The 25033-nt window shown below is 47.6% G+C and carries 20 protein-coding genes and 2 pseudogenes; 18 read left to right on the top strand and 4 right to left on the bottom strand.

Annotated elements, in window-relative coordinates:
• The first annotated feature begins 81 nt into the window (after window positions 1-81).
• The 8 genes from MKZ04_RS13040 to MKZ04_RS13005 all read left to right on the top strand — a co-directional run bounded on the left by MKZ04_RS13040 (window position 82) and on the right by MKZ04_RS13005 (window position 10997).
• Complete coding sequence (locus MKZ04_RS13040; RefSeq protein WP_020452923.1) at window positions 82-810, top strand: response regulator transcription factor; 729 nt, start codon at window positions 82-84, stop codon at window positions 808-810.
• Entirely contained in the window at window positions 807-2564 is a 1758-nt protein-coding gene (locus tag MKZ04_RS13035; protein ID WP_026580100.1) for a sensor histidine kinase, read from the top strand. The genes MKZ04_RS13040 and MKZ04_RS13035 overlap by 4 nt, the downstream gene beginning before the upstream one ends.
• A gap of 172 nt (window positions 2565-2736) precedes the next feature.
• Window positions 2737-4158: a glucuronate isomerase gene (uxaC, locus tag MKZ04_RS13030; RefSeq protein ID WP_039073017.1), complete on the top strand. Its 1422-nt coding sequence runs from the start codon at window positions 2737-2739 to the stop codon at window positions 4156-4158.
• Window positions 4159-4199: 41 nt separating this feature from the next.
• Entirely contained in the window at window positions 4200-5582 is a 1383-nt protein-coding gene (locus MKZ04_RS13025) for a glycoside-pentoside-hexuronide (GPH):cation symporter (RefSeq protein ID WP_391509522.1), read from the top strand.
• A gap of 80 nt (window positions 5583-5662) precedes the next feature.
• Complete coding sequence (locus MKZ04_RS13020) at window positions 5663-6661, top strand: LacI family DNA-binding transcriptional regulator (RefSeq protein WP_020452919.1); 999 nt, start codon at window positions 5663-5665, stop codon at window positions 6659-6661.
• A 58-nt stretch (window positions 6662-6719) separates the two neighbouring features.
• Entirely contained in the window at window positions 6720-8183 is a 1464-nt protein-coding gene (locus tag MKZ04_RS13015; RefSeq protein WP_105979812.1) for a tagaturonate reductase, read from the top strand.
• A complete protein-coding gene (locus MKZ04_RS13010; RefSeq protein WP_328038167.1) occupies window positions 8183-9673 on the top strand; it encodes a UxaA family hydrolase in 1491 nt (496 codons plus the stop codon). The genes MKZ04_RS13015 and MKZ04_RS13010 overlap by 1 nt, the downstream gene beginning before the upstream one ends.
• 13 nt (window positions 9674-9686) lie before the next feature.
• On the top strand, window positions 9687-10997 hold the full coding sequence (locus MKZ04_RS13005; RefSeq protein ID WP_216919549.1) for a glycoside hydrolase family 28 protein: 1311 nt from the start codon (window positions 9687-9689) through the stop codon (window positions 10995-10997).
• 37 nt (window positions 10998-11034) lie between these two features.
• Here MKZ04_RS13005 and MKZ04_RS13000 read toward each other — a convergent pair whose 3' ends face one another.
• Entirely contained in the window at window positions 11035-11943 is a 909-nt protein-coding gene (locus MKZ04_RS13000) for a LysR family transcriptional regulator (RefSeq protein WP_050820787.1), read from the bottom strand.
• Between the two features lie 190 nt (window positions 11944-12133).
• Between MKZ04_RS13000 and MKZ04_RS12995 the strand changes: the two are divergent.
• Window positions 12134-12829 (top strand): annotated as a pseudogene (locus MKZ04_RS12995) (MOSC domain-containing protein).
• Window positions 12830-12872: 43 nt separating this feature from the next.
• Here the strand turns inward: MKZ04_RS12995 and MKZ04_RS12990 are convergent.
• The gene (locus MKZ04_RS12990; RefSeq protein WP_020452913.1) at window positions 12873-13664 is read right to left on the bottom strand and encodes an SDR family NAD(P)-dependent oxidoreductase; all 792 of its coding nucleotides are present in this window, start codon (window positions 13662-13664) and stop codon (window positions 12873-12875) included.
• Window positions 13665-13761: 97 nt separating this feature from the next.
• On the bottom strand, window positions 13762-14442 hold the full coding sequence (locus MKZ04_RS12985) for a GntR family transcriptional regulator (RefSeq protein WP_341046081.1): 681 nt from the start codon (window positions 14440-14442) through the stop codon (window positions 13762-13764).
• A 381-nt stretch (window positions 14443-14823) separates the two neighbouring features.
• On the opposite strand from MKZ04_RS12985, the gene MKZ04_RS12980 reads away from it, so the two are divergent.
• The 8 genes and pseudogenes from MKZ04_RS12980 to MKZ04_RS12945 all read left to right on the top strand — a co-directional run.
• On the top strand, window positions 14824-15774 hold the full coding sequence (locus MKZ04_RS12980) for an ABC transporter substrate-binding protein (protein ID WP_023856248.1): 951 nt from the start codon (window positions 14824-14826) through the stop codon (window positions 15772-15774).
• Window positions 15737-16801, top strand: coding sequence for a FecCD family ABC transporter permease (locus tag MKZ04_RS12975; RefSeq protein WP_026580097.1), 1065 nt, complete (start codon window positions 15737-15739; stop codon window positions 16799-16801). Before MKZ04_RS12980 ends, MKZ04_RS12975 begins: the two co-directional genes overlap by 38 nt.
• Window positions 16794-18077 (top strand): ABC transporter ATP-binding protein, encoded by a 1284-nt coding sequence (locus MKZ04_RS12970; protein WP_020452909.1) that lies wholly within the window; start codon window positions 16794-16796, stop codon window positions 18075-18077. Before MKZ04_RS12975 ends, MKZ04_RS12970 begins: the two co-directional genes overlap by 8 nt.
• A gap of 189 nt (window positions 18078-18266) precedes the next feature.
• On the top strand, window positions 18267-19169 hold the full coding sequence (gene dapA / locus MKZ04_RS12965; RefSeq protein WP_101561485.1) for a 4-hydroxy-tetrahydrodipicolinate synthase: 903 nt from the start codon (window positions 18267-18269) through the stop codon (window positions 19167-19169).
• A 4-nt stretch (window positions 19170-19173) separates the two neighbouring features.
• Window positions 19174-20343 carry an iron-containing alcohol dehydrogenase gene (locus MKZ04_RS12960; RefSeq protein WP_023856244.1) on the top strand — a complete coding sequence of 390 codons (1170 nt, stop codon included), beginning with the start codon at window positions 19174-19176 and terminating at the stop codon, window positions 20341-20343.
• A 68-nt stretch (window positions 20344-20411) separates the two neighbouring features.
• Window positions 20412-21815, top strand: coding sequence for a sodium:solute symporter family protein (locus MKZ04_RS12955; RefSeq protein WP_025809865.1), 1404 nt, complete (start codon window positions 20412-20414; stop codon window positions 21813-21815).
• Complete coding sequence (locus MKZ04_RS12950; RefSeq protein ID WP_043054464.1) at window positions 21815-22993, top strand: sialidase family protein; 1179 nt, start codon at window positions 21815-21817, stop codon at window positions 22991-22993. Before MKZ04_RS12955 ends, MKZ04_RS12950 begins: the two co-directional genes overlap by 1 nt.
• Before the next feature lie 103 nt (window positions 22994-23096).
• Window positions 23097-23437: pseudogene (locus MKZ04_RS12945) on the top strand (4-hydroxythreonine-4-phosphate dehydrogenase PdxA); the annotation flags it as partial.
• 49 nt (window positions 23438-23486) lie between these two features.
• On the opposite strand, the gene MKZ04_RS12940 reads toward MKZ04_RS12945, so the two are convergent.
• A complete protein-coding gene (locus MKZ04_RS12940) occupies window positions 23487-24233 on the bottom strand; it encodes an SDR family NAD(P)-dependent oxidoreductase (RefSeq protein WP_020452903.1) in 747 nt (248 codons plus the stop codon).
• Between the two features lie 185 nt (window positions 24234-24418).
• On the opposite strand from MKZ04_RS12940, the gene MKZ04_RS12935 reads away from it, so the two are divergent.
• Entirely contained in the window at window positions 24419-24997 is a 579-nt protein-coding gene (locus MKZ04_RS12935; RefSeq protein ID WP_149169296.1) for a cob(I)yrinic acid a,c-diamide adenosyltransferase, read from the top strand.
• The last annotated feature ends 36 nt before the right edge of the window (window positions 24998-25033 follow it).

The following is a 25033-nucleotide window of genomic DNA, read 5'->3' as shown; positions in this document are numbered from 1 at the left end:
AAAACGGGTGCCGATAAAGATATAATAGATGGTAAGATGAGGATATCAAAACATGATATAGACAGAAAGGAAAGAAGGATTTTGGAAAATGCGACAATTTTGATTGTGGATGACGAAGACGCCATTGTTCAAATGGTCAAGCGCGTCCTCACGAAGGAAGGATTTTCAGAAGTGCTGACCGCGAGCAGCGCAGAAGAAGCGCTCGACATCGTGAAAAAGGATACCGTGCACTTAATACTTCTCGATGTCATGATGCCGGGACAGACAGGATTTGATGTATCCCCTGAAATCAGGCGGCACACCAACGCCCCGATCTTCTTTTTAACGGCGAAGACATCGGACCTCGATAAACTGTCAGGTTTTGCCTACGGAGCCGATGATTATATTACAAAACCTTTTAATCCTCTGGAGTTAATTGCCAGGATTAAAGCGCATTTAAAAAGAACGTATATACATAAAGAAGTCGCAGCTGCTTCGGTATCTTCAGCCTACGAATATGAACGGTTTACATTTCATCCCGATTTTGCGGAGCTGATCGTGGACGGAGAAACGGTCAGCTGCTCCGCACAGCTTCTCCAGCTTCTGCAATATTTTTGCGATCATCCGAACAGAGTGCTTTCCAAGGACCAAATTTATGAAAAAGTGTGGGGCGTTCCATCTTACGGAGACAGCAACACCGTTATGGTACATATCAGAAAACTGAGGGAGAAAATCGAAAAAGACCCGAGCAGCCCCGAATATATCGTCACGATTCGCGGTCTTGGCTATAAGTTCGTTCCCAATCCTGCAAGAAAAGAGAGCGAAGGATGAAGCTGAGAGGAAAGCTCGTTCTCCATTTTGTCAGCCAGATTTTCCTGATTCTCGGTCTTGTCCTCGCCACTCTGCTGTTATCCTTCATCTTTTTCGCTCTCCGGTTAAGCGAGAGCGAAGCGGATACAGGCTTGGCAAAAGCCACATCAGACACGTTTGAAAGCTGGGTCAGTGTGGATGACAATAATAATTGGCAGATTGAAGATATCTTGAAATCGGCTATCGACAAACAGGGAGGCTGGCTTCAAATATTAGACGGTAAGGAGAAAACCGTTTATTCCTACCGCCTTCCTTCGGAAATTCAGAGGGAGTACCACAGGGAAGACCTCGTATCAGTCTTTGACAAAAAAAGAATCAAAAAATATCAAGTCAACTTCTGGTCTGCCAATTTCAATGGTGAAGACTACGTGATTCTATTCGGATGGGAGTCGAAAAGCGATACGATCCTGTCCTATTTGGAAAAGGAAGAGAAGGATATGGCGGACCTTTCTTCCTATAAAAAAAGCACGCTTGATTTCATTAAGAAAAACAAAGGATCGGTTTATCTGTTCAGCGAAAAAGGGAAAATGTTGAACTCGCTCTATCAGGACATAGATTACAGCCAGGGCATCACTGAGCTGGAACTTTTAAAATACGGATCAAAGCCATGGAACTACGAGCACGAGTTTTCATACAGGCGTTTAAGCGCGACAGAATGGCTGATCGCCGCTACCCCGAACCCGATTTATAATCCGGATCATGAGTTCAACAGGACGATGATCGGGCTCGCTTTAAAAATCGTTCTGCTCGTGATCGGCGTTCTGATCGTATTGATGTCTTCCATGACGATTTGGTATTCTTTCAGATTCGGCATGCCGATCATCCATACGATTAAATGGATCGTCAACCTTTCAAAAGGGCGATTTGAAGAGCCGAGAAATCGGAAAGGCCGCCCGCAAAGCCGGAACAAAAAAGGGAAGCGAAAACAGCCGTACCGGTTGTTCACAGAAGTGTTTGAATCGATGGAGCAGCTGACGGAAACGCTGAAAAAAGACGAACAAAGCCGCAAGAAAATCCAAACGACTCGGGAGGAATGGATCGCGGGGCTCTCCCATGATTTAAAAACGCCGCTCAGCACGATTTACGGCTACAGCATGATGCTGGAGTCTCCAAACTATGAGTGGTCAAAAGAAGAAATCCGTGAAATCGGCCAGGCAATGAAAGAAAAATCGGACTACATGTCACAGCTCATCGAAGACCTGAACTTGACGTACAGGCTGAAAAACGACGCCTTGCCGATTAAACGCCAGACAGTGAGGCTTGTGCCGTTTTTAAAAAGCTTCGTTGAAGAGTTTAAGCGCCATTCGTTTTCGGAAGGGTACAACGTTTCTTTTGAATATACGCAAGAAGATACCGAGTTTGCGATAGACAGAGGCTGGTTCAGAAGAGTCCTGGAAAACCTCCTTGCCAACGCCGTCAAGCATAACAAAAAAGGCACTGACATCAAGGTGACCCTTGAAGAAACCAAGCAATATATTATTCTTAAAATTCAAGACAACGGAAGAGGCATGGACTCGGAAACCGTCTCAAATTTATTTAACCGCTACTATAGAGGAACGCATACAAAAGATGCGACAGAAGGAAGCGGTCTCGGCCTTGCGATTTCTTTGGAACTTGTCCACCTTCACGACGGCTGCATCGCCGTTGACAGCCGGACAGGCCGCGGGACGGAAATTACGATGGAATTTAAGAAAAACCCTAAAGCCGCCAAATAAGCGGTATGAAAAAGAAGAAGCCAAAGGTTATTGCCTTTAGGCTTCTTTTATATTGAGAAAATAATGGAAAAGAAGGCGAGGTTCGTATAAAATAAGATTAAATGTTAACGTTCACATTGTATTGCAAAAAAATGTTAACGTTAACATTTAAATAAAGAAAGGTGGGGATTTTATGAAGCCGTTTTTGAATGACGATTTTCTTTTAACGAATGAAACGTCGAAAGTGTTGTACCACCAGTATGCTAAAGGGATGCCGATCATCGACTACCACTGCCACTTGAACCCAAAGGAAATTTACGAAAACAAAACGTTTAAAAACCTGACCGAAGTATGGCTGTACGGGGATCATTACAAGTGGAGAGCAATGCGGGCCAATGGAATATCCGAAGAGTTTATTACAGGAGATGCGTCAGACGAAGAGAAATTCAGCGCCTGGGCAAGAACGGTTCCGATGACGATCGGAAATCCGCTTTATCATTGGACCCATTTGGAACTGAGAAGGTTTTTCGGCATCGATGAACGGCTTGATGAAAAGAGCGCGCCGCATATTTGGGAGCGGGTGAACAAACAGCTGACCGGAGAAGGGTTCGGCGCCAGAGACTTGATTGAAAAATCAAACGTTGAAACGGTTGTCACGACAGATGATCCGGCAGACAGTCTTGAATATCATATGAAGCTGAAAGATGAAGACTTTAATGTAAGCGTTTTACCCGGATTTAGGCCAGACAAGGCGCTGGAAATCAATCAAGAAGGCTTTGCCGCCTGGGTGAGCAAGCTTGAAGCAGCAAGCGCTATGAAGATAGGAAATTATGACGATTTTTTGAAAGCGCTTAAAAACAGAATTGACTTTTTCCATGAACTAGGCGGACGGATATCGGATCATGCCATCAATCAAATGATGTACACGGAAACAGATGAAAGCGAAGTGCGTCCGATTTTTGCAAAGGTGATGAACGGAGAAGCCGCCTCGCCTGAGGAAGAGTGCAAATTTAAATCCTTTACCCTGCACTATTTGGGAACATGCTATGCGGAGAAGGGCTGGGCGATGCAGCTTCATATTAACGCCCTCCGAAACAACAGCAGCAAAATGTACCGGAAGCTCGGGCCTGATACGGGATATGATGCGATTAATGATCAGGACATCGCAAAGCCTTTGTGCAGCTTTCTCGATTCTCTTGACCGAAAAGACGCGCTGCCAAAAACGATCTTGTATTCTTTAAATCCGCGAGACAACGTCGTGATTTCAAGCCTTTGCGGAAGCTTCCAGGACGGCCGGATACCGGGGAAAATCCAGCATGGCACCGCCTGGTGGTTCAACGATACGAAAGACGGCATGCTCGAACAAATGAAATCGCTCGCCAACATCGGACTATTGAGCCGTTTTATCGGTATGCTGACTGATTCGCGCAGCTTTCTTTCCTACACAAGACATGAATATTTCAGGCGCCTGCTCTGCGATGTCATCGGCACATGGGGTGAAAAAGGAGAAGCGCCGGATGATATCGAGCTTCTGGGACGGATCGTCAAAGGGATCTGCTACGAAAATGCAAAACACTATTTCCAGTTTGAAGTGAAAGATCGTTTGAAAGCATAGAGTCACAAAATGGCTAGCAGAGGAGCTGCTTTTTCATGGAAATATCGACGAACAAACAAACCGAAACAGTCACCGTCACTCAAGAGAAATTAAGTTTAAAAGAAAAGGTTTCTTACGGTTTTGGAGATTTTGGGAACGGATTTATGTTTGACCTTGGACAGCTCTATCTTTTGAAGTTTTTTACGGATGTTGCCGGTATTCCGGCGGCAGCGGCCGGAGGCATTTTTCTTGTGAGCAAACTTTTTGCCGCTTTTGTCGATCCGATTGTGGGAACATCGATCGACTACAGGAAGAATATCGGGCCGAAAGGCAAATTCAGGCCGTATTTGCTATACGGAAGCTTTGTGCTCGCGATTTTGACGATATTGACCTTCATCTCGCCGAATCTGTCACCGACGGGCAAACTCATATACGCTTATGCGTCATACATGCTTTGGGGCCTCGGCTATTCCTTTGTCAACATCCCTTACGGCTCGCTCGGGGCGGCCATGACGCAAAATTCGGTGGAGCGGACTTCGCTTGCTTCCTTTCGACAGGCCGGCTCGCTGGGCGCCCTGTTTGTGACGAGCATTGTTGTCATTCCGATGATCGTCAGGTTTGACAACCCTGCGGTTGCCTATCCGGTCGTCATGGGGCTGATGTCTTTTCTCGGTGTGTTGTTTTTCTACATTTGCTATAGAAACTGCCAGGAACGGATTGTCGTAAAAGATGAGAAGTACAAACAGGAAAAAGTGACATTCAAAGCAATATCAAAGACGTTTTTTACGAATAAACCGCTCCTTACGCTTATATTCATGACCATTTTTACGATTTCAGCCTATAACCTTAAATCTGCGATGCTGATTTATTTCGCACAGTATAACCTCGGCAACGCCGAACTGATGGCCTACATGAACTTTATCATCATCGGCTCATCCTTTATCGGCGTCATCATGCTGCCGAAGCTCGTGAAGCTGTTCGGGAAAAAGCATACCGCTATTTTGGGGCTCGCGGTTTCCGTCTGTGCGGATCTGATCAATTTTTTCGTACCGGGCAATGTCTTTGTTTTTACGATTCTCGCCAGCATCGCCTTTATCGGCATCAGCATTCCGAACGGTATCACCTGGGCATTTGTATCAGACGCGATCGATTATGGCGAGTGGAGAACAGGGGAACGGAAAGAAGGAACGGTATACTCGCTGTTTAACTTTTCGAGAAAGCTGGCTCAGTCGCTCTCCGGCTTCCTGTCGGGGATCGGTCTCAGCATTATCGGCTATGTGCCGAATGCGGCCCAAAAAGCGGGGACGCTGCTCGGCATTAAAGCGATACTCCTTTTGTATCCTGCAGCGGCGCTGACGGCGGCCATTCTCGTTCTCGGCTACCTGTATCGTCTGACAGATCAGAAGCATGCCGAAATGATCGCGGAAATCGAAGCGAGACCATAGCGGAATTTCATTTTCTAAAAAGCGCTTTTGATATGGTAAACTGATGGTAACAACAGCAAGAAAAGGCGGGTAAAAAAACAATGTCAGTAACGATTAAAGATATCGCCAGGCTGGCGAATGTATCGCACACCACAGTATCCAGAGCGCTGAACAATAGTCCGCTGATAAAAGAGAACACGAAAAAGAAAATACTCGACATCGCAGCCGAAATGAATTATAAACCGAATTTTAATGCGAAAAGCCTTGTTACGCAAAAGTCTTTTACGATCGGTCTGTTTTTAACAAGCCTGACAGACGGGACGTCTTCAAGTTTCTTTGCAGACATCCTGCGCGGCGTCAACAAGGTGATCGATGAAAACTATAATATGGTTGTCAGGGGGATTGACGATTATCATGATTTGTCATCCATTCACCGCAACCGCTATGACGGCATGATTTTAATCAGCCAAAGCGAACAGGATCAGGCTTTTATTGAGCATGTGCTCAAACAGAATATTCCGGTCGTCGTGCTGAACAGAAAAATCGAAGGGCACTCCGTCGTCAATATTTTGGCGAATGAACACGAGGGCGCTTTCCTCGCTGCTTCATACTTGATCAAAAACGGCCACAGACGGATCGCCATGGTGCAGGGGAAAGAAAGTTTTAAATCGTCTCAAGAAAGAAAAGGAGGCTTTCTTCGAGCGCTTCGCGACTCAAATCTTGACATGCCCGGCGAATACCTCGTTCAAGGTGATTATACGATGCAAAGCGGCTTTCGTGCGGCTGAAACGCTGCTGAAGCTGAAGAACCCTCCGACAGCCCTGTTTTGCGCCAATGATGATATGGCGATCGGCGCGATGAACGCCCTTTATGCAAACGGGAAACGCTGTCCTGACGATATGTCGATCATCGGCTTTGACGATAGCGGATTTTCGGCGTATACGACACCGTCATTAACGACGGTAAAAAAACCGACGGAAAAAATCAGCATGCTTGGTGCGGAAAGCCTGTTGTCACTGATCGAAAATCCGCAGGCAGAAGGCAGGCAGACGCTCATCGGCACGGAGCTGATCATTCGCAATTCAGTTAAGCATCTATAGCATCATTTTTGATGCGCTGTAAAATGTGAACGTGTGCAAAAATGAGGAGGGAATTGAAATGGAGAGGCTGTCCAAACGGATAAGGTCTAAGCCGAGCCGTCCCGAACGGATTTTGCAAATCGGGGAAGGTAACTTTATGAGGGGGTTTATTGACTGGCAGATTCATAGATTGAATGAAGAAACCGATTTTAACGGCAGCGCCGTCGTTGTGCCTCCGCGCCGCGGCTCAGTAACGGCCTTTCAAGAACAGGATGGGCTTTACACGCTTTATCTTGAAGGCTTCCGGGAAGGACGGGAGGTTCGCGATTCTGCTGTCATTACAACAATCAGCAGAGTCGTCAGCAGCTATGAACACTATGATGAATTTATGAAGCTGGCCGATCTGCCGGATTTGCGCTTTGTCTTTTCAAATACGACAGAGGCCGGCATCATATATATCGAGGAAGACCGGCTGTCCGACCGTCCGCAGAAGAGCTATCCGGGGAAGCTGACTGCGCTGTTATACAGACGCTACCTGACTTTTCAGGGAAGCAGGGAAAAAGGCCTGGTGATCCTCCCGTGTGAGCTGCTTGAAGATAACGGGAAAAAACTGAAAGACATTGTGCTGCGCTATACGAACGAATGGGCGCTTGAACAGGGGTTCATCGATTGGCTTGAGGAGTCAAATGTGTTTTGCAATACGCTTGTAGACAGGATCGTACCGGGATTCCCGCAAGAAAATGCACACCGGCTTGAAGACGCGGCCGGCTATCGCGATTCTCTGATGGTGACGGCGGAGCCGTATCATTTGTTCGTGATTGAAGGGCCGAAATGGCTTCCAGACGAGCTTCCGCTTCATGAGGCCGGTCTGAATGTCGAGTTTGTCAAAGATGTGACGCCGTACCGGGTGAGAAAAGTGAGAATCTTAAACGGCGCCCATACCGCGATGACGCCGATCGCTTATTTGGCAGGCCTTGAGACGGTTCGTGAAGCGGCTGAAGACGAACTTATCGGATCATTTGTGAAAGAGCTGATTCAGCGTGAAGTGCTCGAGACGATCGATATGCCCGGCAGTGAGCTTGACGCCTATGTGGAAGAGATTCTCGACCGCTTTAAAAACCCGTTTATCCGTCACAAGCTGATCGATATTTCCTTAAATTCCTTTGCAAAATTCAAAGTCAGAAATTTGCCCGTCTTAATGGAATATGCGGAACGAACTGGCAAACTTCCGGCTCGAACCGTATTTGCTTTAAGCGCTTTAATTTATTTTTACCAAGGAAAACGGGAAGATGAGGCCATTCCGCTGTCTGACGACGATGAGGTGCTGGCTTTTCTCAAACGGCTCTGGACAGAAGAGACAGACGTTTCAAACATCGCGTTCCATGTTCTCGGGTTTGAAAAAGTATGGGGGCAAAACCTGAACGACGTTTCCGGGTTGACGGACAAGACGGCTGAATATTTAAGGGACATGAAACAAACGGGAATGAGGAAGGCGCTGAAAAAAATGATGAACAGCCAAATGGCTGAGCTGGGGGACATGTGATGAAAGACTGCTTGATGATCAATCCTCAAGATAATGTCGGCATTGCGTTAAGAGAATTGCAAACCGGTGAAACGGTCACTGCAGGAGAACGGACCATCGTGATCAAGGAAACGATTTTGAAAGGCCATAAGTTTGCTTTAAAAGACATCGCTGAAAATGAAGACGTCATCAAATACGGCTTTCCGATCGGGCACGCCACTGACATGATTCAGACGGGGGAGTGGGTGCATACAAAAAATGCGAAAACGAATTTGGGCGGTGTCGAAGAATACAGCTACAAGCCGAAATTTACGGAAAACCGCTATCAAAAAGAACCGCTCACATTTAAAGGCTTTAAACGAAAAGACGGAAAAACGGGAATCAGAAACGAGCTATGGATCGTACCGACTGTCGGCTGTGTAAATGGCATTGCAGAGCTGATCATCAAAGAATTTAAAGCTGAGGTCGGCTCTATCGTCCCTTTTGAAAGCGTTCACGTATTAAAGCATCAGTACGGCTGTTCACAGCTTGGCGATGATCATATCAACACGAGAACGATTTTGGCGAATGCCGTCAAACACCCGAATGCAGGCGGTGTCCTTGTGCTGGGACTTGGCTGTGAAAACAACAGCATCCATGAATTCCGCGAAGCGCTCGGCGATTATGATCACAGCCGGGTCAAGTTCCTGCTTTCTCAAGAAGTATCAGACGAAGTCACGGAAGGCGTCAAACTGTTAAAAGAAATTTATGAGCATGCAAAAGGTGACCGGCGTGAAGATGTCCCGCTTTCTGAACTGAAGATCGGTTTGAAGTGCGGCGGATCTGATGGATTTTCCGGCATTACCGCAAATCCGCTGCTCGGCCGGCTCTCCGATTTTCTGATCGCCCAAGGGGGAACGGCGGTTTTGACAGAAGTGCCTGAAATGTTTGGAGCGGAAACGCTTTTGATGGAGCGGGCTGAAAATGAGGAAGTGTTTCATAAAATCGTCCGCTTAATCAACGATTTTAAACAGTACTTTATCGATCACAGGCAGCCCGTCTATGAAAACCCGTCTCCGGGCAACAAAGCAGGCGGCATTACGACATTGGAGGATAAGTCGCTCGGCTGTACACAAAAAGCCGGCACTTCAAAGGTGACGGATGTTCTGGAATACGGGGACGTTTTGAAAAAGAACGGGTTGAACCTGCTGAGCGCTCCGGGAAATGACCTTGTTGCTTCATCCGCACTGGCCGCTGCAGGGTGTCAAATCGTTTTATTTACGACAGGGCGGGGCACGCCTTTTGGCACCTTTGTGCCGACGATGAAAATTTCGACAAATACAGCGATTTATGAGGCGAAGCGCCACTGGATCGATTTTAATGCGGGAAGGGTGCTCGAAAACCGGTCAGAAGATGACGTTTTGAAAGAGTTGACAGCATATTTGATCGAAGTCGCGGGCGGCAGGCAGCTGAACAATGAGATAAACGATTTCAGGGAGCTTGCGATATTTAAAACAGGCGTTACATTGTAAAGGAGGCGGTAACGTGAGTCTGCAGAAAATAAAAGACGAGATTCTAAAGACGCTGAAGGTTCCGGTATTTCCTGATCGATCATTTGATGTTACAGCGTTTGGGGCTGACGGAAACGGAAAAAAGGATGCGACGGGAGCGATACAGAAGGCGATTGATCAAGCCCACAAAGCAGGCGGTGGAAGAGTAGCAGTTCCTGAAGGCGTGTTTCTTTCCGGTGCACTCAGACTGAAAAGCAATGTGGAGCTTCATCTTGCACAAGGAGCGGTGATCAAATTCAGTCAGAACCCGGAAGATTATCTCCCCGTTGTGCTGACGAGGTTCGAAGGCGTCGAGCTCTATAATTATTCACCGCTCATCTATGCTTACGAAGCCGAAAATATTGCAATAACCGGAAAGGGCACGCTTGACGGCCAAGGTGATGACGAACATTGGTGGCCGTGGAAAAGGGGAACGAACGGCCAGTCTTCACAGGAAAAAGACCGAAATGCTTTGTTTGAAATGGCTGAGCGCGGTGTCCCGGTCACTGAGCGGCAGTTTGGAAAAGGGCATTATTTGCGGCCGAACTTCATTCAGCCGTATCGCTGCAAAGATATTTTGATTCAAGGTGTCACCGTGCTGAATTCGCCGATGTGGCAAGTTCATCCCGTGCTTTGCGAGAATGTGACAGTGGACGGAATCAAGGTCATCGGACACGGTCCGAATACCGACGGAGTCAACCCGGAATCGTGCAAAAACGTGGTGATCAAGGGCTGCCATTTTGATAATGGAGATGACTGCATCGCCGTCAAATCGGGAAGAAACGCCGACGGCCGAAGGATCAACATGCCATCGGAGAACATTGTCATTGAACATAACGAAATGAAAGACGGGCATGGAGGGGTCACGATCGGAAGCGAAATTTCCGGCGGCGTGAAGAATGTCATCGCCGAGGGAAACCTCATGGACAGCCCGAACTTGGACAGAGCCCTCCGCATTAAAACGAATTCGGTGCGCGGCGGTGTTCTTGAAAACATCTACTTTCACAAAAATACGGTCAAAAGCTTGAAGCGCGAAGTGATCGCCATCGATATGGAATATGAAGAAGGGGACGCCGGAGATTTCAAGCCCGTCGTCCGCAACATTGATGTTGAGCAGCTGAAAAGCATGGGCGGACAATACGGGATCAGGGTGCTGGCGTACGATCATTCTCCAGTCACCGGTCTGAAAGTGACTGATTCCGAGATCGACGGCGTCGATATTCCGATGGAACTGAAACATGTGAAAGACCCTGTTTTTTCGAATCTGTATATTAACGGAAAACGCTATGATTCACACGAAGTCTAAACAGAGATCCTCTGCAGACATGCAGAGGATCTTTCTTTTAACGCGGCGGCGCATCAGCGGTTTCGTTTTTGACCGAGGAAATCAGCAGTTCAATAAACACCCGGCTTGCAGCGCACATATGCTTGTTTTTACGGTAAACGATGCTGATTTCCGTCGTCAAATCCGGCATTTGAATCGGAATCGTCTGAATGGATTTATTTCCAATATCATCGAGATAGCCTTTCGGCAAAATGGTGGCGCCAATGCCTTTACCAACCATGTTCATGATCGATTCCATCGTTGTCATTTCCATGACTGGCCGAGGTTCGAATCCAAACGTGCGGCACTTTTCGTTGATCAGCTGCCGCAAAAAATACGTCTCAGGCAGCAAAATGGATGGAATCTCCCTTAACACGTCAAGCGTGACAAACTGCCGTTTTGCAACCGGATTGTCAATAGGCACTGCGAGGGCGAGCTGCTGGGTAAGGAATGGAACGGTTTCCAGATCACTGTGTTCCACCCGCTGGGCTACAATGCCCAAGTCGAGCTCATTTTGCAGCAGCTGGTCGTAAATATCTCCGGTTCTCAGCCCTAAAACAGACAATTCAATATTGGGGTAGCTGCGGTGAAATTCGATCACGGTCCGGGGAAGCAAATAATTAACCACGGTCAACAGCGCCCCGATTTTTAGCGTTCCCCTCTTTAAACCTTGGAGCTCGCTGATTGCGTCTTGCGCCTGTGACAGTTCATGAAAGATATTGTAACAGTGCTGAAGCAGAATCTTTCCCGCTTCCGTCATTACGGTGCGTTTGCCTGAACGATTAAACAAAGGCGTTCCGATTTCATGTTCAAGCAAACGGATTTGCTGGCTCAGCGAGGGCTGAGCGATATTCAGTTTTTCGGCGGCACGGGTAAAATGAAGCTCCCGGCACAATGCCATGAAATATTCCAATTGCTTTAGCTCCAATGCTTTTTCCCTCTCTCCATTATAAAAAACAGACGAAACTCAACGATAGGTTTAACCTATTGTTTTTATAATAACGATTGAATGGTTTTATGATAAGAGGTCGATTATACTTAAATCTCAAAAGAGATGTGCAGCGTTGCTGTTCGGCCGCTGCCGTCTGCAGGACATTTGAATGTAAGAGGTGATATGAATGGAATATGCCGATATCCTTTCGATCAATGTAGGGAAGCCAGAGGCAATTCAGTTTCAAAATAAAGCTGTGTCTACCGGAATATACAAGAAGCCGGCAAGCGGCCCTATCTTCCTGTCATCTACTAATTTTGCGGGGGACGGGCAGGGGGATCTCGTTCATCATGGTGGCGCGGAAAAAGCAGTGTGTGTCTATCCGTATGAACATTATCTCTTTTGGGAAAAGGAACTGCAAAGAAAGCTGGAATACGGAGCATTTGGCGAAAATTTAACGATCAAGGGTCTGCTGGAGGATGACGTTCATATCGGCGATATCTTTCAGCTGGGTGAAGCTGTTGTACAGGTGAGCCAGCCAAGGCAGCCTTGCTATAAACTAACCGTAAGGTAAGGTATGCCCGATATGATACTGAAGGTACAGAACACCGGATTTACGGGTTTTTACTTTCGCGTGCTGAAAGAAGGGTTCGTCTGTAAGGATCGTGGTCTGAAACGAATCTCACGCCACCCTAAAGGCATCACGATTTCTTACGCAAATCGCATCAAGCATCATGAAAAGAACAATATTGAGGGCATCAAAAAACTTCTCGAGGTGGAGGAACTGTCGGCAAATTGGCGGGCATCATGTTTAAAGCGGCTTAACGGTTTTGAGCCGGATGACCGCGAAAGGCTGACGGGAGGTCTGGAGAAGAGATCTTAACCCAAAAGGAAAAAATCCTCTGCCGATCGGCAGAGGATTTCTGTTAAATGGAGCGGATAATTCCGCCTTCCACTCTTTGAGCGGAACCGTTGATGGCCGCAGCTTTTTCGGAAGCGAGATAGACGATCGTACTTGCCACTTCTTCCGGTTTTGCATAGCGCTGAATCAAAGAAGTCGGCTCATTCACTTTGAAATAGTCTTTGACAAAAGTGTCTAAATCGGTTTTCTCCTGAGCTGCGGCACCCTCCATATAATTGGCGACGCCTTCCGTCCAGGTAGGTCCCGGAAGGACGGAGTTGACCGTCACATTTGTCCCTTTCGTCATTTCGGCCAAACCTCTTGATAAACTGATCAGAGCGGTTTTCGTCATTGAATAAGGGATCATCTGCGGAAGCGGTTTGATGCCGGCTTCGCTTGCCAAATTGAGAATCCTTCCCTTATTACGCTTCAGCATGGCCGGCAGAAACGCGCGGCAAAGCCTGACTGCGCTTAAAACGTTTACTTCAAAATATTTGAGCCACTCTTCGTCTGTCACCTCTGTGAAATCCTTCACTTCAAAGAAGCCCATATTATTGACGAGGACATCAAGCTCCCCGATTTTAGCGGTTTTTTCGACCAATGCCATGCTTTCTTCAGGAGCGGATAAATCAGCGGCAATGCCGTGAACGTTTCCGTGCCGGGAAAGTTCCTCAACGACTGACTGGACTTTTTCTTCTGTCCGTCCGTTCACGATGACTTCGGCCCCTTCCGCCAAGAAGGCTTCCGCCGTTGCTTTTCCAATACCTGCAGTAGAACCTGTCACGAGTACGAGTTTGTCTTTCAGCTGTAAATCCATATGCCATCAATCCTTGTTTTAAGAGTTAAGATGAAAAAACATCTAATGAACAGTATATCGCAGCTGGATACCTCGGTCGAAAATCGTGCTTGTCGTTTTATTGTTCCTTGTCTTTTAAAATCTTATGAATATCTTCCATCGGACGGAGCCAATTCTTTTTCATCATTTCAGCCGCCAATTTCGGATCGTTTTTTTCAAAAGCGGCGATGATTTCCCAATGCTCGGCGGCGGACTGCAGTTTCGGAGCAGACGGCCGATTGAAAAACACATACTTCATCCGTCTGACATGAAGCTGCAGAACGGCGGAAAACTGAAGAACATACGGGTTTTTAGCCGCTTCAGTAATCAAATGGTGGAACTGTTCGTCCAGTTCAGCTGCATCGTGGTTCCGCTCCTCTTTAAAAGCGGCTTCGTATTGAGCCGCGAGTTTTTTGAGCTCGGTGATCTCTTCTTCAGTCAAAAGCGGCGTTGCCAGTTCTGCCGCCAGAGCCTGAAGATGTGCGAGCGGGGGATAGACGGCCAGCGCATCATCGGGATGAATAAGCGTGATCTTTGTTTCTTTTCCCGGCTTCATTTCCACAAAGCCTTGAGATTCGAGGAGCTGAAGCGCTTCTCTGACCGGTGTGCGGCTGACGCCGAGCGCTTCGGCCAGATCGACGTCCGTGACTTTTTCGCCGGGTTCAAGGGTTCCGTCGACAATCCAGCGCTGCAATTGATGAAACGCTTTTTCCTTTGCTGAAAGTCTGACCTGCGGCGTATAGTTTTTCGGTATCGGCATAAAACCACCCTTTCTCTATATGCAATATATCGTAAATACTTTAGCAAAAACAACGTTTTTCAGTTGAAAATCTCCTTTTCAGAATCTCATATACAGACCTGTGTCGATTATAGTATAATAATTCCGAAATTAGGACACGAATGAGTCAGAAAGGCGCTGCCCAGAAGCGGCTAATAGGGGAGCCGGCGAGAGAGCCCCCCGCGAGCAGTTCGGCGGGCCGGGAGCGATCAACCGCAAGCCGGAATAACCGCCTGGATGATGACCGCGTTATCTGCGAAGACAGATGCGGTATAAGCGATGTGCTCTTTTTTTGTACGTTCCTGGTTTACTGCATCTTTACTGAGTAGAGATGTTTTTATTTTATCCCGAGGAGGAAGCAGAATGAAGAAGTTAGGGCTTTTATTGCTGTCACTGCTGTTGGCCGCCGGCGTTCTTAGCGGCTGCGGTCAAGCGCAAAAGCCGGCAGAACAGCAAAAACAGGAGAAGGCGGCTGAAGCGTTTCCGGTCACCATAAAAGATGCTTCAGGACAAGAGGTCAAAATTGAAAAAGAACCGAAGAAAATCGTCTCTCTGATGCCGAGCAATACCGAAATTACATACGCCCTTGGCCTGGGGAAGAAAGTCGTCGGCGTGACGGATTTTGATACATATCCAAAAGAAGTGAAAAACGTTGAAAAAATCGGGGGCATGGAATTCAACACAGAAAAAATCATTTCGTTAAATCCCGACTTGGTCTTGGCTCACGCATCGAGCATGCAGAGTGCCAAAGAAGGACTAAAGCAGCTGGAGGATGCAGGAATTACGGTGGTGACCGTGAATGATGCGGCCTCTTTTAAAGAGGCGTACCAGTCCATCGAAATGATCGGAAAAGCTGCCGGTGCAGAGGATCAAGCGGCAAGCCTGATCAAGGGCATGAAATCTGACCTGGCTGACATAAAAGAAAAAGCTGCCGGCATATCTAAAGACGATCAAAAGAAAGTATTTGTCGAAGTGTCTCCGGCTCCGGACATTTATACGACCGGAAAAGGCACCTTTATGGATGAAATGCTTGAAGCGATCCATGCGGAAAATGCCGCTTCCGCGCAGAAAGGCTGGACCAAAATAACGGAAGAAGCGATCGTCAAGCTGAATCCCGATGCGATCGTGACGACAAACGGTAAATCCGCAGTCAGCGAAATTAAAAAACGAAGCGGCTGGAACGGTGTAAAAGCGGTCAAAAATAACGAAGTATACGACGTGGACCCTGACCTCGTGACCCGTCCGGGGCCGCGATTGATCAAAGGGGTCGAAGAGCTTGCTGAACATATTTACCCTGACGTTTTTAAAAAATAACCGCTTCGCGGCATATGCCTTCAGCCTGATGTTTCTGTCGGCATCTGTTCTTATGGGAATCTCTATCGGATCTTTGGAGATTCCCATTCCTTCTATTATCAAGGTTTTTTTGAACGAATGGTTTGGTATTCAAGGGTTAAATCCCGATCCGACAGAGGCGAACATCATCATGAAAATCAGACTGCCGAGGGTGGTGCTGGCCGCTCTTGTCGGCGCGGGGCTTGCTGCTGCGGGAGCCGGGTTTCAGGGGCTCTTGAAAAACCCGCTCGCAGATCCGTATACGCTCGGCATTTCGTCAGGCGCGGCCGTCGGTGCAGTGGTCACGCTGTTTTTTGGGATTCAGCTGCCGGTGATCGGAAGTTTTACACTGCCGTTTTTAAGCGTTGCCGCGGCCGTTGTCGTGATTTTTTTGGTTTTGTTCTTTGCGCGGCTCGTACACCCTTCATTGACCCTGTCTGCTTTGATTTTGACAGGAATCATCTTCAGTTCTTTTTTGGGTGCGCTTATTTCTCTCATGATCGCATTGACCGGCGATGATTTAAAACCGATCGTCCACTGGCTGCTCGGCAGTGTATCGATGAGAGGCTGGGGTTATATCGCGCTGTTTCTGCCCTTTTTTGCGGTTGGTGCTGCCGCGCTTTTGATCAGCGGGAGAGAACTGAATGTGATGACTTATGGCGAGGAAAAAGCGAGGCTCCTCGGTGTGAATGTGAAGCGAAGTAAGTATGTCGTTCTGTTGGCGGGAGCTATTTTAACTGGCAGTGCGGTTGCTGTGTCTGGAACCATTGGCTTTGTCGGTCTCGTCATTCCGCATTTTATCCGGCTTTTCTCTATTACGGATCACCGTCATCTTCTGCCGCTCTCGATGCTGAACGGTGCTTCGTTCCTTGTGCTGTCAGATCTTTTGTCGAGAACCATCATTGAGCCGTCCGAGCTGCCGATCGGTATTATTACCGCACTGATAGGAGCGCCTGTTTTCGGGTTTATTTTGATTCGGCGCTACCGGGGAGGGCGAATTCATGATTGATGTCATCCGTGTGTCCGGCGGCTACGGAAAAACGGATGTCTTACAGGACATCAGCTTTGCTGTAAAGCCGGGTGAATTTTTAGGAATTCTTGGTCCGAACGGCAGCGGAAAAACTACTTTGCTGAAAATGTTGTCGGGAACAATCGCGCCTCGAAGCGGCGAGGTGCTGCTTGAATGCCGTTCAGTCGGGGCGTACCAAACGAAGGAGCTCGCTCGCAAAATGGCGGTCCTTCCTCAAAAAACGGAGCAGGCCTTTTCCTTTACGGTGGAGGAAACGGTACAGTTTGGCCGCTACGCGTATCAATCAGGCCTTTTTCGGCAGCTGACAGCGGAAGACCATGATATCGTGAAGAGGGTGATGAAGCAGACAGACACGCTTCGTTTCGCTCAAAAATCCATTCATGAGCTGAGCGGCGGAGAGCAGCAGCGGGTGTATTTAGCACAGGCACTTGCCCAGGAACCCGAATATTTGCTGCTTGATGAACCGACGAGTTTTCTCGATTTGTCATTTCAAAAGAGTCTGCTTGATTTAATGAAACAAGAAACGGCTGCATCCAAACTCGCAGTGGTCGGGGTGTTTCATGATGTGAATATTGCGAGTTTATACTGTGACCGCCTGCTGTTGTTGAAAGATGGAAAGGCGGAAGTTCTTGACCGCCCGGAAGCCGCCCTTTCTGCCGAGGGTATCGGAAGAGTGTATGATACGGGCATCACAGCGCTGGACCATCCTCAGCGTGCAAATCCGCAGTTTACGATCAAGGCGAAAACCATCCCGGAGAAAACCGAGCCCCTCTTTTTAAAAGAGCGGATTGAACAATATTTGCCGCATGGCATCGCATTTTCGGCAGACCGCCCGCTGCGTCTTCTGTCCTCTGAAACAGGCTTTGCATGGAGACGAAAGCTTGTCTTCGCAAGCGGAAACAACTCTGGATTGCCGCATGACCTGTCAGCCTATGAACAGGAAACGCTGTTTATCCAACATGATGCTGAATTGGCTGACTGTCATATTGTGTCGGAAAAGGGTGATCTTTGCATCGTCGGTATGAAAGATACGGCGGGGCGTTTGATCATATGGGTGTTAGTTGACGGCTGTTTGCAAGATGGTCAATTTGTAACGGCGATAAGTGCTGCAGCAAATGCCGCAGCCGAGCACCATATTCCGTGCAGCGATGTGCTTGTAGCGGCCACTCAATCCGGCCGGTCAGCGTATCAAACTGCCTTTTTTACAGAAATTCAAAATAAAACAGCGGCTTGTGTGAAAGTTTTAAAAGGTTAAATTTGGGCCTGTCTTTGGACAGGTTTTTTTATTGTTTTAAAACGCATCAGCTGAAGGTGAGGTTTCATTCTTTTGTCCCGAATTCGAAAAAATGTGTTGTTAAATGAATCATAACACCTTTATAATAAAATTTGTGAAAGCGTTTTACTAATTAAATGTTTAAAAATGCAACAAAGGAGGCGAGATCACTTGAAAGTAGAGGGGATTATCCCTGCCATACTGACACCGCTTACAAAAGAACAGGCTTTTCATGCGGGCGCAGCCGAAAAGCTGGTGAATGATCTTATTGATTCAGGCGTCCATGGCATTTTTGCTTTAGGGACAAATGGCGAATTTCATTTATTCTCGCAAGAGGAAAAGCTTCAAATTGCTGAAACAGTTGTAAAAGCGGTTAATAAACGAGTGCCTGTTTTCATCGGGGCAGGAGAAAACAGTACTGAGGCGACCATTTCCTTATCCAATCAAATGGCGGATATCGGAGCGGATGTTCTTTCGATTATTACGCCATACTTTGTCGCACCTTCGCAGGAGGAATTGTATCAGCACTTCCGCACGGTTTCTGAAAATGTCACGCTTCCCGTCCTGCTCTACAACATTCCGTCGAGAACAGGCGTATCACTGGAGCCCGAAACGGTTGAAAGGCTTGCGGCATTGCCGAACATTATCGGCATTAAGGACAGCAGCGGCAGCTTCGCCAATATTAAGGCGTATCTTGAGCGTACAAAAGAACAGTCCTTTTCCGTCCTGGCAGGAACTGATTCATTGATTTTAGACACATTGAAGGCGGGTGGAACAGGTGCTGTAGCTGCCACAGCCAATGTGCTTCCGCAAACCGTTGTTTCAATCTATGAATCTTTTAAACAAGGAAACATTGAAGAGAGCGAGCGCTATCAACAGCAGCTGCAACCAATTCGTGATACGTTTTCACTCGGTTCACTGCCGGCACCGCTAAAAAAAGCAGCAGAGCTTGCCGGCATTGCCGTCGGGCCGCCTAAAAGTCCGATTGCAGAGCTGTCGGGAGAGCCGCTGCTAAAAGTAAAAAAGATGCTCGAAGGCTACGGAATTGAAGTAAAAATGGCAAAGGAGCAGTGAGGTTATGAAGACGCTTTATCATTTTCAAACGGCCGCCCGAATTGAGGCTGGTGCACATTCACTCAATTTGCTTGGCGATCACTTAGATCAGACCGGCTTGAATCAGATTCGTTCGGTGTTTATTTTAACTCAGCCGTCGATCGTTTCTCTCGGCTATGCAGACCAAATGAAAGAGGTGCTGGCCGAAAAAGGCATCTCAAGTGAAATTAACACCGATATACAGCCGGAGCCGACGGAACAAAATATCGAAGAGGTTTTTCAGCTTTTTTCTGAAGGAGGCCATGACGCGATTCTAGGAATTGGCGGAGGCAGTGTGCTAGATGCGGCTAAAATCCTCTCTGTTCTGAAAACAAATGAAAAACCGATTTCTGCTTTGATTGGCACGAATCTTGTTGAAAAGCCCGGCGTTCCGCTTGTGCTGATTCCGACAACATCCGGAACAGGGTCAGAGGTGACGCCGAATGCGATTGTGACGTTCCCGGAGAAAGAATTAAAGATTGGTATGGTCAGTCCCTATCTGCTGCCGTCGGTTGTGATTTTAGATCCGGTTTTGACGACCGGTCTTCCAAAAGCGATCACAGCTGCAACCGGAATGGATGCATTTACACACGCACTCGAATCCTATATTTCCAACAAAGCAAACCCATTCAGCGACATGTTTGCGCTTGAATCTATGAGACTGATTTCCTCCAGTATTCAGGAGGCCTACCATCATGGAGATAATCTGGAAGCGAGAGAAAAAATGCTCATTGGCGCCATGTATGGCGGAATGGCCTTGACAAGCGCAGGAACAGCGGCGGTTCATGCGATGGCTTACCCGCTCGGGGGAAAATACAAAATTTCGCACGGGGTGGCCAATTCAATGCTGCTTCCGCATGTAACGGCATTCAATGCGGATCATGTGATTGACCGTCTTTCGGATGTGGCTGGCGTGATTGGAATTGAACCAAAGGGTTCGAAGGCAAGTCAAGCAGAGCGGGTCATACGGAAAATTGAAGAGTGGACCGCTGATTTGAACATTCCGCAAAATTTAAAGACATTCGGGGTATCAAAAGAGGATGTTCCATCGCTTGCGGAGGCGGCAGCCGACGTCAAACGGCTCATGGATAACAATCCAAAGCCGATGTCCATTGCGGAGATTGAAGCCGTCTATTTGAAATTGCTGGATATGTAGGTACCGGGATCTGTACATGGTTTTCACCATGAGCCTGTAAATGGCTCACAAACAAAGGGGGAGTTTGGGTGGATGTCTTAAGCGGTTCGATCATAACGTTTATTTTGGCAGTGATTGTGGTTTACATTCTTTTTACGACGTGGCTGACGATGCGGTTTCGCAGTAAATCAAGTTCGGAATTCAACAATGCTGCCAAAACGCTGCCGGCGATTGTTGTCGGCATTCTGCTGATGAGTGAATTCATCGGCACCAAATCGACAATTGGGACCGCTGAATCAGCTTATACACATGGTTTAGCGGCTTCATGGTCGATTGTAACGGTCTCGATTGCATTTTTTATTTTTTCCTACTTCTTAGCCGGGAAATTTTATAAAACAGGCCAATATACGATCTCCGGCATTATTAGTGAAAAGTTTGGCCGTTCGACCAAGCTAGTCGTTTCTATCATTATGATTGTAGCCCTTTTACTTGTGAATCTTGGAAACTATTTAAGCGGATCGGCGGCAATTTCGTCTATTTTAGGTTTGCCGCTGATGACGTGTGCGATCATTACAGCGATTGTCAGCACCTTTTATTTTACGTTTGGCGGAATGAAGGGCGTTGCCTGGGTGACGATTTTGCATTCTCTTGTTAAATATGCTGGGGTTCTGATCACTTTAGGGGTTGCCCTCTATTTGACAAAAGGCTGGGAGCCGATGACGCAGCAGTTGCCGGAGCATTTCTTCACTTGGGACGGCAGCATCGGATGGGGGACAATCGGCGCCTGGTTTATCGGCAACATGGGGGCGATTTTCGCGACTCAGTTTATTATACAGGCTATTACATCATCGAAAAGTGAGAAAGATGCAAAGAAGTCGACGCTGTATGCAGCGCTGCTTTGTCTGCCGCTTGCGATTGCCATTGGAGTCATCGGCGTTGCTGCACGGTATTTGTACCCGGATATTGATCCAATTTACGCATTCCCGGTGTTTATGCAGCACATGAATCCTGTGCTGAGCGCGGTTGTGGCGACATCCCTTGTGGCGTCTATTTTCGTCGGCGTTTCGACGGTTGCGCTGGCGACAACGACGCTGATCATTGATGATTTTTATGTGCCGAAAGCAAACCCGACACCGGAACAGCGCATGAAAATCACGAGATATGTTTCGATTATCATCGGTTTTATTCCGCTGCTCGGCGTTGCGCTGGCGCCTGAATTGTTAACGCTTTCTTTCTTTACGAGGGCGCTTCGGACATCAATTGCCGTTGTGGCGGCGATGGGCTTTTATTTGCCATATTTCAATTCAAACCGCGGAGCAACAATTGGTCTGACGCTTTCAGGTATTACGACGACGGTATGGTATTTGCTGGACAATCCGTTTGGCATCGATAACATGTACATCGCCATCATTGTCCCGTTTATTGTGCTCGTATTAGACCGTCTGATCAGCTCGCCTGCGAAAAAAGAGTCAAATGTGGAGGAGGAATTGTGATGAAACAAAGTGAAACTTCCCTGCCGATAGATGGGCGCATCAGAGAAAATAAAACTGACCCGGCCAGAAAGGATGCGTTTTTGCCGACAGACTGCCCGCAAAACCATGCAGCCAACCTGCTGGAGCTGGATAATGGTGATCTGTTGTGCGTCTGGTTTGGGGGAACGCAGGAAGGCATCCCTGATATATCGATTTACATGTCAAGGCTTGAAAGAGGAAGCGATGAGTGGACACAGGCAGAAAAGCTGTCAGATGATCCTTCCCGCTCCGAACAAAATCCTGTGCTTTTTCAAGAGCCTGACGGCCGGCTTTGGCTTATGTATACGGCACAGCTTTCCGGCAATCAGGATACAGCGATTGTCAGATACCGGACTTCAGACGATAGAGGCCGGACATGGAGTAAGATTGACACATTGTTTGCCGAAGCCGGGACTTTTATCCGCCAGCCGCTCATTGTTCTGGATAACGGCGATTGGCTGCTGCCTGTCTTTTACTGCATCACCTTGCCGGGCGTGAAATGGACTGGAAACCGTGACATCAGCGCGGTGAAAATTTCGTCTGATAAAGGCAAGACGTGGGAGGAAGTGAAGGTGCCGGGCAGTACGGGCTGTGTTCATATGAATATTGAAAAACTGCGCGACGGCACATTGCTTGCGCTGTTTAGAAGCCGTTTTGCAGACTCGATTTATTTGAGCCGCTCTATTGATAACGGCCGCACCTGGTCAGAGCCTGAGCCGACGGAGCTGCCGAACAACAACTCCTCCATTCAATTTACAGCGCTTCAAGATGGGACGCTTGCTCTCGTATACAATCATATGAATGCGAATGAAACGACCGAAAGAAGAGCATCTTTATACGATGAAATTGAGGATGAGGATGATACAAAAACAGGTGTTGACACAGAAGCGCGACCTGCCTTCTGGGGAGCTCCGAGGGCGCCGATGACATTGGCCCTTTCACAGGACGGCGGCATCACATGGCCTGTCAAAAGAAACATCGAAGTCGGCGATGGTTATGCGATGACGAACAACTCAAAAGACAAGCTCAACCGCGAATTTTCCTATCCGTCGATCAAGCAGGGGAAAGACGGTGATCTGCATATTGCCTTTACGTACTACCGTCAGGCGATTAAATATGTACGTGTTCCGCAAACATGGGCCTTTGCCAGCCAAGAATAAAGCCGTTTGAGCGCGCGGCACTTGATGGAATGAAGGGTATATCATTTATGATTTAAGTTCGAGAGGCTGTCCCAATCGTTTGAAGGGACTCCCTCGTGATGTGAAACGGGTGTACACGACAATTCAATTGGCGTATGACACGCTCATTCGCGCAGGCATTCCGCAGCCGAAAATCGCCGTATGCGGTATTACCCCCCATGGCAGTGAGAATGGTTTGTTTGGACATGGAGAAGGAGAAGAGAAAATTGTTCCTAGCGTTGAACGCAGGCATTCGGTCCGCTTGGCCTTAAAGCCGGTGTGAGCATTACAGTCGGCCTGCCGATGATCCGTACGAGTGTTGACCATGGAACAGCCTTTGATAATGAGGGAACCGGCAAAGCTGATCCTGCGAGTTTAGAAGAAGCAGTGAGACAAGCAATCGTGCTGTCCGTCCGGTACGCTTGAGCGGCATATATATAAAAGAAGAGCCTTCCAGTTAAGGAGGCTCTTCTTTTTAGTTCATGTAGGTGCCGCCGTTAATATTAATGGTTTCGCCCGTTATAAAATCAGATTGATCAGAGGCTAGGAAGGCGACAACGTTTGCGACATGCTCGGGTGAGCCGATCATTTTCAGCGGAATCCGCTCCATGACAGCTGCGCGATACTCCTCGCTCCACTGCTTGCTCATATCCGTTTCAATCGGTCCCGGGCAGACGGCGTTGACATAAATGCGGTGTGCAGCGAGCTCCTTTGCCAAATGCATCGTTAAATAGTTGATGCCTGCTTTCGATGCACCGTAAGCAGGAGAGGCATTGTGATGCGGTGTTTTGCTCGTCGTTGAGCTCATGTTTACAATTTTTCCGCCGCCCTGCATGATCATCTCCGGGATGACAGCCTGACACATGAGAAAGGTGCCGGTTAAATTTAAATCTATCACTCTTTTCCACTCTTCAAGCGATGTATCAATGGTCGTTTTCCGCAAATTAATGCCCGCATTGTTGACCAAAATATCGATCCGCCCAAACTGCTGTTTTGCTTCAGCTATGAGAAGCGAGGCTGTTTCTGGCAAACTGGCATCACCTGCAACATAAGAAGCGCGCTTTCTCTCAGTATTCAATTGTGTGCACAGGGACTTGAGCAATTCTTCGTTTGTCCCGTTGATGACGACATTTGCCCCTTTATCCGCAAGCGTCTCTGCAACAGCTTTGCCGATGCCGCGGCTTGCACCGGTAATAATCGCCGTTTGCTGATTCAATTCCATCCTCATCCCACCTGTCTTTGAATAAAACCGTTTTCATGTCTATTATAAAATTGAGTGTTTCTTTATTCAACAAAACTTTATTTTGATGATTGCTATTCGTTTTTTTGTTTCATAATGGAACAATTCCTGCAGTCGTTAGAAACAGGGTATACTATAGAAACAAGTAATAAAGAAGGGAGAATGAAATGAAACTATACACAAAAACAGGCGATAAGGGAAAAACGAGTTTAATTGGCGGAAAGGCGGATAAAGATCATCTTAGAGTGGAAGCGTACGGCACATTGGATGAAGCAAACAGTTTCATCGGGCTGGCTCAGTCTTATTTAAAAGCAGAAGAAGCGCTGTTTCAAGATGTTCTGTCAGAGTTGACCGCCATCCAGCATGAGCTGTTCGACTGCGGCACTGATTTGGCGTATGTCAATGTTCAGGAAGAAGGCAAGCTCAAGACTGAATCAATCACCATGCTTGAAGAACGAATTGATGCCTATGTCGAGGAAGCGCCGCGGCTGACCAAGTTTATTCTTCCGGGCGGAACAGAAACGGCATCATTTTTGCATGCGGCGAGAACGGTCATCAGAAGAGCTGAACGAAAGATTGTCGCTTTGGCCAAAGAAGAAGACATTCCGCCGCTTGCGCTGCCATACGTCAACCGGCTGTCCGATTATTTATTTGCGGCGGCGCGCATTGTCAATCACCGGCTCGGGGAAGTGGATGTCGAATATGAACGAAGCGCTGATGTATTCCGGACAAAGAAAAACTCATGAATGAGAAATCCGCCAATCGTTATCGAACAGAAATGG

The organism is Bacillus sp. FSL W7-1354 (assembly GCF_038002405.1).
Lineage (GTDB): Bacteria > Bacillota > Bacilli > Bacillales > Bacillaceae > Bacillus > Bacillus paralicheniformis.
The sequence above is the reverse complement of the archived record's forward strand: the minus strand, read 5'-3'. Positions and strand labels throughout refer to the sequence as shown.